This window comes from Micromonospora globispora (assembly GCF_003857015.1).
Lineage (GTDB): Bacteria > Actinomycetota > Actinomycetes > Mycobacteriales > Micromonosporaceae > Micromonospora > Micromonospora globispora.
The window spans coordinates 1-8,592 of sequence record NZ_QGGF01000384.1 but is presented as its reverse complement, the minus strand read 5'-3'; the positions used below and the strand labels follow the sequence as shown (position 1 = coordinate 8,592).

Below are 8,592 nucleotides of genomic sequence, written 5' to 3'. Positions count from 1 at the left end.
CTCGCGGTCACCACGGTCGGCGCCCGCCCCACCCCCTGAGCGGGGGGCGGCGGGCGCTCACGGCCCGGTCAGGGCTCGGCGTCGATGACCTTGTGCGGGCGCTCCTCGGCCGTGAGGCTCATCGGCGGGGTCTCGTCCCGGTGCCTCGACTGGAACTTGCCGGCCAGCCGGTGCTGCTCCTTCGGCGGGCGGTCGTTGGCCAGCAGCACCGCCAGCCACGGGATGAGCACCATTCCGAGGCCGCACAGCGGCAGCCAGAGCCAGAGCAGAGGAGCCTTGACGCCGACCAGGACCGCCCCGACGATCAGGCACGCCACTCGGATGCCCATCATCAGCACGTAGCGCTTCTGCCGACTGGTGAGCTGATCGTCCTGGCTGCGCGAGGCGTCGGTGATCAGGATCGGCTGGTACGCCTGATGCTTCACCACGGACCTCCTCAAGGGGATTACGCCCCATCCTGTCACCCCCACCCGGTGATCGGCGAAAATCGACTCATGCCGGGGGCGTGTTACGTTCGTGGTACGCTCCGCTCGTGGGCAGCCGGTTCAGCTTCACCGACGAGGCGTTGGCCAACCTACGGGTCTACGACGTCACACCCGGGGAAGTCTGGGAGGCCCTGCACAGCACGCGACGGGTCATCCGGCACCTCGGTGACGACGTGATGGTCGTCTACGCGACCAGCCACCGGGGGCGGCGACTGGCCGTGCTGCTGGCCGAGGCCGACGGCACCGACAACGACTGGGACATCCTCTCCGCGCGCGAGCTGAGCGACGTCGAGGCCAAGCGCTACGACGAGGCCGTGCGGAGATCGCGCCGATGAGGAGGCGGTCACGATGAACCGAAACGAGGCGACCAAGCGGTTCCACGGCGGCGACGAGGCGCTCGCCGAGCTGATCGACGAGAGCCAGCCGGTGGAACTGCCCACCCCCGACACCGACGTGCCCATGGTCAGCCGCTCGGTACGCCTGCCGCTGGAGACGTACGAGCGGGTCCGCGCGGCCGCCGACGCGCGCGGCATCGGGGTGACCACCCTGATGCGGCAGTGGATCGAGGCCGGCCTGGCCGACCTGGACGACTCGGCGACCGTCTCCCTCGCCGACGTACGCCGGGCGCTGGCCGCGCTCTCCCGGCCCACCGCCGCCTGACCGGCCCCGGTCCACCGGGCGACCGGCCGAGCGGACTCAGCGTGCCCGGCGAGGGGCCACCCGCAGCGCCTCGGCGAGCAGGTGCCCGGCGCGGTGGAAGTAGATCCGCCAGAGCAGCGCCGTGGTCACGAACGCGACGGTGAAGGCGGCGGCGCCCCGGCCCGAGAACCCCTCCCCGCTGTAGGTCAAGCCGATGACCAGGATCGACTCGCCGAGCGCGATGAGGAAGATCTGCTGGTACCGATCGGCCAGGTGCTCCCCGGCGATCCGCCAGCCGCTCGGGGGCGCCGGCCCGAGCCGGGGCAGCGGCCAGCCGGTCAGCAGACCGGCGTAGTCCACGGCCAGTGCGACCGCCCAGAGCGGCAGGCGCAGGTCGTCCGGGCCGATCGCGCCGACCAGCCAGGGCACCGCGCTCACCGCCGACCAGGCGAGCAGCCGCAGCGGGACCAGCCGACGGGGATGGCCGTGCAGCGCGATCGCGACGAACAGCGGTCGGCCGAGCATCACCGCCACGTACGCGGCCGCGAAGGGCAGTGCGTGCGCTCACATCGGGGTGGCGGGGTGTTCCGGCGGACGGCCCCGGGCGCGCAGCGCGTCGACCACCGCCATGCCGGTGAGGACGGCCGTGGCGCTGACCGCGATGCCGAGCAGCGGCAGTCGGACCAGCACCGGCAGTGCGAGGACCAGGACCAGCAGGCCGACCGGCCGGGACCAGGACACCCGGCCGAAGACCTCGTACTCCAGACGGGCGCGGCCCACCACGAAGAGCGCCGGACCGCCGAAGATCGCCGCGAAACGGACCGGGTCGATGTGCCCGGTCGGTTCGGCGATCACCAGCTCGAACCCCACCGCCGTGGTCACGATCCCCGCGATCATGGCGAGGTGGGTGTAGGTGGCCGACTTGCCCAGCCGGGCCGGCTCCGCGGCCTCCGCGACCGCCTCGGCCAGCACCGACCCGGCGCGGTGGAAGTAGATCCGCCAGAGCAGCACGGTGGTGGCGAAGGCGTCCGCGAAGGCCAGCCAACGCAGGAGCGTGAACTCGCTGGTGCTGAAGCCCACACCACTGATGAAGATCATCTCGCCCAGCGCGATGATGATGAACTGCTGGTACCGCTCGGCGAGGTGCTCCGCGGTCACCGTCCACGCCGAGGCCTTCGCCCGCCCCAGGCTCGGCACCGGCCAGCCGACCACCGCCCCCACGTAGTCAATGACCAGGGCGACCGCCCAGAGCGGCAGCCGCGCATCGGTGTCGACCAGACCACCGACGATCCAGGGCACCGCCGAGACCGCCGACCAGACCAGGATCCGGTCCGAGAGATGCCGCTGGGCGTGCCGGCGCAGCGCCAGGCTCAGATAGGCCGAGCGCCCCACCTGGATGGCGACGTACCCGGCGGCGAAGGAGAGCCCGTGCGCGTCGAACGCCTCGGGCACCGACACCGCCATCACCAGGCTGCCGAACATCGACCAGACCATCACCGCCCGAATGGGCGGCTGGTCCGGGTCGTAGTGGCTGGTGGCCCACGCGGTGAGCGACCACACCATCCAGAGCGCCAGCAGCAGGACCAGCGTCTGCGCCAGGTCCAGCGGCAGCCGCCGGCCGCCCACGGTGATGTCGTGGATGAGGCGTTGCGAGACCCGGGTGAAGGCGAAGACGAAGACGACGTCGAGGAAGAGCTCCAGGAAGGTCGCGCGGCGGGGCCCACCACCGCGGCGCAGGAGTTCCGCCCCCCGCTCGTCCGTCATCACCCGCCCGTCGTCGGCACCGTCGGTGATCTCAACGACGCCGACGCCGGGCGGTTGCGTCAGACCTTCGCGGCCTTGGCCGCCGCCTTCATCTGCTGCTTGTACTCCCGGACCCGGCGCAGCGACTCCGGATCGGTGACGTCGGCCACCGACCGGTGGGCGTCCGGTTCGCCGTACCCGCCCGCGGCCTCCCGCCAGCCCTCCGGGCACACCCCGAACCGCTTGCCGAGCAGGGCCACGAAGATCTGCGCCTTCTGCTTCCCGAAGCCGGGCAGCTCGCCCACCCGGCGCAGCAGCTCCCGGCCGTCGCCGGCATCGGACCAGAGCCGGGCCGGGTCGCCGTCGTACCGGTCGACGAGGACCTGGCACACCTCCTGCACCCGGGCCGCCATAGCCTTGGGGAACCGGTGCAGGGCGGGCGGCTGGGCGAAGAGCGCGACCAGGCCCTCAGGCGAATAGCCGGCCAGCTCGCGGGCGTCCGGCTCGTGGCCGAGCCGCTGCGTCAGCACGTACGGCGAGGAGAAGGCCTTCTCCATGGGCACCTGCTGGTCGAGGACCATGCCGAGGAGCAGTGCCAACGGGCTGCGCTCCAGCAGCCGGTTGGCCTCCGGGTCGATGGGCAGCGAGAGCGTCATGCCCCCATCCTGCCGGTCGGCGACCGTCCGCGGTGGCACCCGGGGGGTGAAATGCCGGGCGGTGGCCGCGGCGAAACGGTGGCGGGGCAGGATGGCGATGTGGACGAACACGACATGCTGCTCTCCCCCGCCGGCGTCGAGGCGCTGCGGACCGCGCTGACCCGGGCGCAGTTCACCTCGAACGGCATCGCCGGTCGGCTCGGCCCGCAGGCCACCGGCGGGGTGGCCCGCAACGACTTCCGGGCCGCGCTGCGCGCCACCGAGGACCGCGACCCGCTCGCCACCCTGATCCGGGTGTTCATCTGCGACCAGACCGAGCCGGAGTCGGTGGTGGCCGCCGCCCTCGCCCCGTTGAGCACCGAGGAGGCCGTTGCGGGCGGCATCGTCGAGCGGTACGGCGACGGCCTGCGCGCCGGCGTCGACCTGGAACCGTACGGGGACGAGTGGTGGGTGCTGGCCGACGTGCCGGCCAGCGCCCGACCGGGGCGCCCACTGCACGCCGAGCACGTCCTCGGCATCGGCGGCGCCACCCAGACGCTGATCGGCGCGGCCGTCCGCCGGCCGGTGGAGACCGCGCTGGACCTGGGCACCGGCTCCGGCGTACAGGCCCTGCACCTGGCCACCCACGCCCGGAAGGTGACCGCGACCGATGTCTCCGAGCGGGCGCTGCGCTTCGCGGCCACCACCGCGGCCCTGAACGGCCAGGACTGGGAGCTGCTCCGCGGCGACATGGTGGCCCCGGTCGCCGGGCGCCGCTTCGACCTGGTGGTCAGCAACCCGCCGTTCGTGGTCGGGCCGGGCACCACCACGCACGTGTACCGGGACTCCGGCCGGGTCGGTGACGCGATCGGCGCCGAGCTGGCCGCCGCCGCGCCGGGCCTGCTCACCGAGGGCGGCACCATGCAGTACCTGGCGAACTGGGTGCACGTCACCGGTGAGGAGTGGAACGAGCGGGTCGCCGGCTGGTTCGCCGGCACCGGCCTGGACGCCTGGGTGATCCAGCGCGAGGTGGCCGACCCGATGGCGTACGTCAACCTGTGGCTGACCGACGTCGGCGAGGCGGCCGACCCGCAGCGGATGGCCGAGTGGCTGGACTGGTTCGACGCGCACAAGGTGGAGGCGATCGGCTTCGGCATCGTCTCGCTGCGCCGCTCCGGCCACGACGAACCGATCGTCCGGGTGGAGGACCTGCGCCAGCGGGTGGAGCCGCCGATGGGCGACCGGATCGCCGCCTGGTTCGACCGCCAGGACTGGCTCCAGGTAGGCGACACTGCCGCGCTGCTCGCCGAGCGCTACCGGGCCGCCGAGGGCCTCCAGCTACGGCAGGAGGCGACCATGGGCGACGAGGGCTGGGCGGTGGACCGGCAGGTCCTCGCCATGCCGCACGGGCTGCGCTGGACCGAGGAGATCGACCCGCTGGTGCTGGCCCTGGTCGGCGGCGCGGACGGCCGGCTGCCGCTGCGGGATCAGCTCGCCCTGCTCGCCGCCGCGCACGACGTCGCCCCCGAGGAGCTGGCCGAGGCGGCCGGCCCGATCGTGGCGCACCTGGTCGAGCGCGGCATCATCGAGCCGGTGGTGAGCTGATGCGGGCGGTGGTGCAGACCGTGGGGCGGGCGAGCGTCACGGTGGACGGTGCGGTGGTCGGGGCGATCGAGGACGGCCTGCTGGTGCTGCTCGGGGTGACCCACACCGACACCCCGCCGGTGGCGGCGACGATGGCTCGCAAGATCCACGAGCTGCGCATCCTGGACGACGAGCGCAGCGCCGCCGACGCCGGTGCCCCGATCCTGGTGGTCAGCCAGTTCACCCTCTACGGCGACGCCCGCAAGGGCCGCCGTCCGAGCTGGACGGCGGCCGCCCCCGCCGAGATCGCCGAACCCCTGGTGACCGCGGTCGTCGAGGAGCTCCGCGCCCGCGGCGCCAAGGTCGAGACCGGCCGCTTCCGCGCCCACATGCTGGTCGAAAGCGTCAACATCGGCCCCCGCACCATCCTCCTGGACCTCTGACCGCACCCCGACCTCTCCTCGGTTGACGGTGCGGCGGGGGTTAGAAGAAGAGGCCGCGGCGTTGGATGGACTGGCGGAGCCAGGCGTCGAGCTGGGCGGCCCAGTCGGTGCGGTCCACGGTGGCGTGGTCCACGGTGAAGCGGCCGAAGGCGTCCCGGCCCTCGGTGAAGACCCCACCCCGCTTGTCGATCTCCAACACCACCTGCACCTGGTTCGGGTCGGTGACGAAGGTGACCTCCAGCTGGTTGATCGCCCGGGCGTACTGCGGGGCCGGGTGGAACTCGATCTCCTGGTAGAACGGCAGGCTCTGCCGTACGCCGTAGATGTGCCCCCGCTCCACGTCGGCCCGCGCGAACCGGAAGCCCAGCCGCAGCAGCGCCTCCAGCAACCGCTCCTGCGCGGGCAGCGGGTGCACGGCCACCGGGTCCAGGTCACCCTTGTCCACCGCCCGGGCCACCTCCAGCTCGGTCCGCAGGCCCATGGTCATCCCGTGCAGGTGCTGGCCGTACAGGTCGGTCAGCGGCGTCTCAAACGGCACGTCGAAGCGGAACGGGATGTCGTACCGCTGCCCCGGCTCCAGCCGGAACGCGCCGGTCGCCTGCCGGCGGCCGAACTCCTGCATGGTGTCGTACTCGTTCTCGCCGCTCTCCACCTCGACCCGGGTCACCAGGCCGAGCGCTACGTAGGACACGTCCACCGGGTGGTCCCCGCCGGCCACCTGGATCCAGCCCTCCAGCTGGCCACCGGGGCGGCAGTTCGGGTTGGCCAGCACCGTTTCCACCGACGGACCGCCCACACCCATCGCCTGCATGAGCCGCTTGAAGACCACCACGTTCTCCGATCGTCTGTCCCGCGCCGGGCCCCGGCGGGCCGGCCACTGGCGGCACGGTAACCGGGACGGGCAAGCCCGACGGGACGTTCCGCCGGGATTGCTGTCGGTTCCCCGATCGCCTCACTCCCGTTTTACGCCCCGACCGCCAAGCTGTTTCTCACCGGCACCACCGCGTCGGTATGCGGCACGGAACCCGCCGGCATGGACACGGGGAGAGACAGAGATGGCCCTGCAGATGATCGAGCACCAGACCCGCCCGGCTGCCAGCATCGACGCCGAGCCCGGCACCGACATCCTGACCGACCTGGACGCCACCGACGAGCGCGGCGTCTCCACGGACCTGGTCCGGGCGTACCTGAACGGCATCGGCCGCACCAAGCTGCTCACCGCCGCGCAGGAGGTGGAGTTGAGCAAGCGGATCGAGGCGGGCCTCTTCGCGGAGGAGAAGCTCTCCACCTGCACCCCGGTCTCCGCGGAGCTGCGGGCCGACCTGGCGCTGATCGTGGCCGAGGGGCGCGCCGCGAAGGACCACCTGCTGGAGGCGAACCTGCGGCTGGTGGTGAGCATCGCCAAGCGGTACACGGGTCGCGGGATGGCCTTCCTCGACCTGATCCAGGAGGGCAACCTCGGCCTGATCCGCGCGGTCGAGAAGTTCGACTACACCAAGGGCTACAAGTTCTCCACCTACGCCACCTGGTGGATCCGGCAGGCCATCACCCGCGCCATGGCCGACCAGGCCCGCACCATCCGCATCCCGGTGCACATGGTCGAGCAGGTCAACCGGATGGTCCGGGCCCGCCGGGAACTGGCGGTCACCCTGGGCCGGGAGCCCACCGTCGCCGAGGTGGCGGTCGCGCTGGACGTTCCCGAGTTCCAGGTGATCGAGCTGATCTCGTACGACCGGGAGCCGGTCAGCCTGGACCAGGCGGTCGGCGAGGACGGCGAGAGCGCGCTCGGTGACTTCGTTGCCGCGGTGGACCCCCGGGAGGAGCCCGGTGACGCCGCCGCCAACGGCGAGCTGCGCAACGAGGTGCGGATCGTGCTGGCCACCCTCTCCCAGCGGGAGCAGGCGGTGATCCGGCTCCGGTTCGGGCTCGACGACGGGCGGCAGCGCACCCTGGACGAGGTCGGCCGGGAGTTCGGCCTGTCCCGGGAGCGGATCCGGCAGATCGAGAAGGTGACGCTGCTCAAGCTGCGCGCCCCGGAGCGGGCGAACCGCCTGGAGGCGTACGCCTGCTGAGCGGCGCAGCGCAGCGGAGGGCCCGGCGATACCGCCGGGCCCTCCGCCCGTTCTAGAGCCGACGGGGGCCGGTGTCGGGGCGGGGCGCCTCGGCGCCGGTGCGGACGGTGGCGTGCAGCACCGAGATGCCGTCCGGGCGAGCCAGCACCGGGTTCAGGGTGAGCGAGCGGACCCGGGGCTGCTCGTCGGCGAGCCGGCCGACCCGCAGCAACAGGTCGACCAGGGCGTCCCGGTCCACCGGGGCGGCGCCGCGGTGCCCGCGCAGCAGCGGCGGGACCAGTGCCCGGCGCTCGGCCGGCGGACGAGCGCCGGGGTCGACGGCGGCGGCCGCCTCGGCGAACCAGGGGCGCAGCGGGCGGACCCGCAACGGCGGCGGAGCCAGGTGCCGGGCGGTGACCTGGGACCACACCTCGGCGGCGGCCACCCCACCGTCGGCCACCGGCACCGAGGCGCAGCCCCCGAGCCAGCGCGAACCGCGCAGGTGCAGGTAGCGAGTGATGCCGGCCCACATCAGATTGATCACCGCACCGGAGCGGTGGTCGGGGTGCACACAGGAGCGGCCCGCCTCGACCAGGTCGTCGCGGAGCGGATCGAGCGCGGTCAGGTCGAACTCGTCGTCGGCGTACCGCCGCTCGGTGCGTCCCGGCGGCAGCAGCCGGTAGGTGCCGACCACCTCGCCGGTGCGCTCCTCGCGGACGATCAGGTGGTCGCAGTGAGCGTCGAAGCCGTCGGTGTCGAGCCCGGCGGCGCCCGGGTGCAGGGTCGCTCCGAGTTCGGTGGCGAAGACCTCGTGGCGCAGGCGTTGGGCGGCCGCGACCAGGGTCGGGTCGTCGGCGATCAGCAGGGTGTATCCGCTGGTCGTGAGGGGTGCGCCAGCGGCGTGCAGAACGGCCATGGGTCCTGTGTAGGTGCCCCGGGTTGCCGGCTGCGGGGGCGACGGGTGTCGATCGGGTGAACGCCGGCCGGCAACCCGGGGCACCTACACAGGACC

The 8,592-nt window shown here is 73.0% G+C and carries 11 protein-coding genes; 5 read left to right on the top strand and 6 right to left on the bottom strand.

Going from position 1 to position 8,592, the window contains the following annotated elements; translation table 11 throughout:
• Positions 1–68: 68 nt before the first annotated feature.
• A complete protein-coding gene (locus DKL51_RS19845; protein ID WP_109942813.1) occupies positions 69–425 on the bottom strand; it encodes a DUF3099 domain-containing protein in 357 nt (118 codons plus the stop codon).
• A 107-nt stretch (positions 426–532) separates the two neighbouring features.
• On the opposite strand from DKL51_RS19845, the gene DKL51_RS19840 reads away from it, so the two are divergent.
• Both DKL51_RS19840 and DKL51_RS19835 read left to right on the top strand, forming a co-directional pair.
• A complete protein-coding gene (locus tag DKL51_RS19840; protein WP_243421052.1) occupies positions 533–820 on the top strand; it encodes a hypothetical protein in 288 nt (95 codons plus the stop codon).
• A gap of 13 nt (positions 821–833) precedes the next feature.
• Positions 834–1,145 carry a hypothetical protein gene (locus DKL51_RS19835; protein WP_109942807.1) on the top strand — a complete coding sequence of 104 codons (312 nt, stop codon included), beginning with the start codon at positions 834–836 and terminating at the stop codon, positions 1,143–1,145.
• 36 nt (positions 1,146–1,181) lie between these two features.
• On the opposite strand, the gene DKL51_RS19830 is transcribed toward DKL51_RS19835, so the two are convergent.
• The 3 genes from DKL51_RS19830 to DKL51_RS19820 are packed head-to-tail and all read right to left on the bottom strand — an operon-like array spanning position 1,182 to position 3,523.
• Positions 1,182–1,679: a low temperature requirement protein A gene (locus DKL51_RS19830; RefSeq protein ID WP_311768070.1), complete on the bottom strand. Its 498-nt coding sequence runs from the start codon at positions 1,677–1,679 to the stop codon at positions 1,182–1,184.
• 9 nt (positions 1,680–1,688) lie between these two features.
• Positions 1,689–2,888, bottom strand: a complete 1,200-nt coding sequence (locus DKL51_RS19825) for a low temperature requirement protein A (protein ID WP_109942808.1) — start codon at positions 2,886–2,888, stop codon at positions 1,689–1,691.
• 59 nt (positions 2,889–2,947) lie between these two features.
• Positions 2,948–3,523, bottom strand: a complete 576-nt coding sequence (locus DKL51_RS19820) for an HhH-GPD-type base excision DNA repair protein (RefSeq protein WP_109942814.1) — start codon at positions 3,521–3,523, stop codon at positions 2,948–2,950.
• Positions 3,524–3,622: 99 nt separating this feature from the next.
• Here DKL51_RS19820 and DKL51_RS19815 point away from each other — a divergent pair, with 99 nt between their 5' ends.
• Both DKL51_RS19815 and dtd read left to right on the top strand, forming a co-directional pair.
• Positions 3,623–5,107, top strand: coding sequence for a DUF7782 domain-containing protein (locus DKL51_RS19815; RefSeq protein WP_185734854.1), 1,485 nt, complete (start codon positions 3,623–3,625; stop codon positions 5,105–5,107).
• Complete coding sequence (gene dtd, locus DKL51_RS19810; protein ID WP_109942810.1) at positions 5,107–5,529, top strand: D-aminoacyl-tRNA deacylase; 423 nt, start codon at positions 5,107–5,109, stop codon at positions 5,527–5,529. The genes DKL51_RS19815 and dtd overlap by 1 nt, the downstream gene beginning before the upstream one ends.
• A 40-nt stretch (positions 5,530–5,569) precedes the next feature.
• Here dtd and DKL51_RS19805 read toward each other — a convergent pair whose 3' ends face one another.
• Entirely contained in the window at positions 5,570–6,358 is a 789-nt protein-coding gene (locus tag DKL51_RS19805; RefSeq protein WP_124812367.1) for a sporulation protein, read from the bottom strand.
• Positions 6,359–6,584: 226 nt separating this feature from the next.
• Here DKL51_RS19805 and sigB point away from each other — a divergent pair, with 226 nt between their 5' ends.
• Positions 6,585–7,601 (top strand): RNA polymerase sigma factor SigB, encoded by a 1,017-nt coding sequence (gene sigB / locus DKL51_RS19800; protein ID WP_423790625.1) that lies wholly within the window; start codon positions 6,585–6,587, stop codon positions 7,599–7,601.
• Between the two features lie 52 nt (positions 7,602–7,653).
• Here the strand turns inward: sigB and DKL51_RS19795 are convergent, their stop codons facing one another.
• Complete coding sequence (locus DKL51_RS19795) at positions 7,654–8,496, bottom strand: GNAT family N-acetyltransferase (RefSeq protein ID WP_124812364.1); 843 nt, start codon at positions 8,494–8,496, stop codon at positions 7,654–7,656.
• Between the last annotated feature and the right edge of the window lie 96 nt (positions 8,497–8,592).

Bases quoted from the DNA above. Each gene is read 5' to 3' on its own strand.
- DKL51_RS19820 (WP_109942814.1), bottom strand. From the start codon at position 3,523: ATGACGCTCTCGCTGCCCATCGACCCGGAGGCCAACCGGCTGCTGGAG.
- DKL51_RS19825 (WP_109942808.1), bottom strand. From the start codon at position 2,888: ATGACGGACGAGCGGGGGGCGGAACTCCTGCGCCGCGGTGGTGGGCCC.
- DKL51_RS19835 (WP_109942807.1), top strand. From the start codon at position 834: ATGAACCGAAACGAGGCGACCAAGCGGTTCCACGGCGGCGACGAGGCG.
- dtd (WP_109942810.1), top strand. From the start codon at position 5,107: ATGCGGGCGGTGGTGCAGACCGTGGGGCGGGCGAGCGTCACGGTGGAC.
- DKL51_RS19795 (WP_124812364.1), bottom strand. From the start codon at position 8,496: ATGGCCGTTCTGCACGCCGCTGGCGCACCCCTCACGACCAGCGGATAC.
- sigB (WP_423790625.1), top strand. From the start codon at position 6,585: ATGGCCCTGCAGATGATCGAGCACCAGACCCGCCCGGCTGCCAGCATC.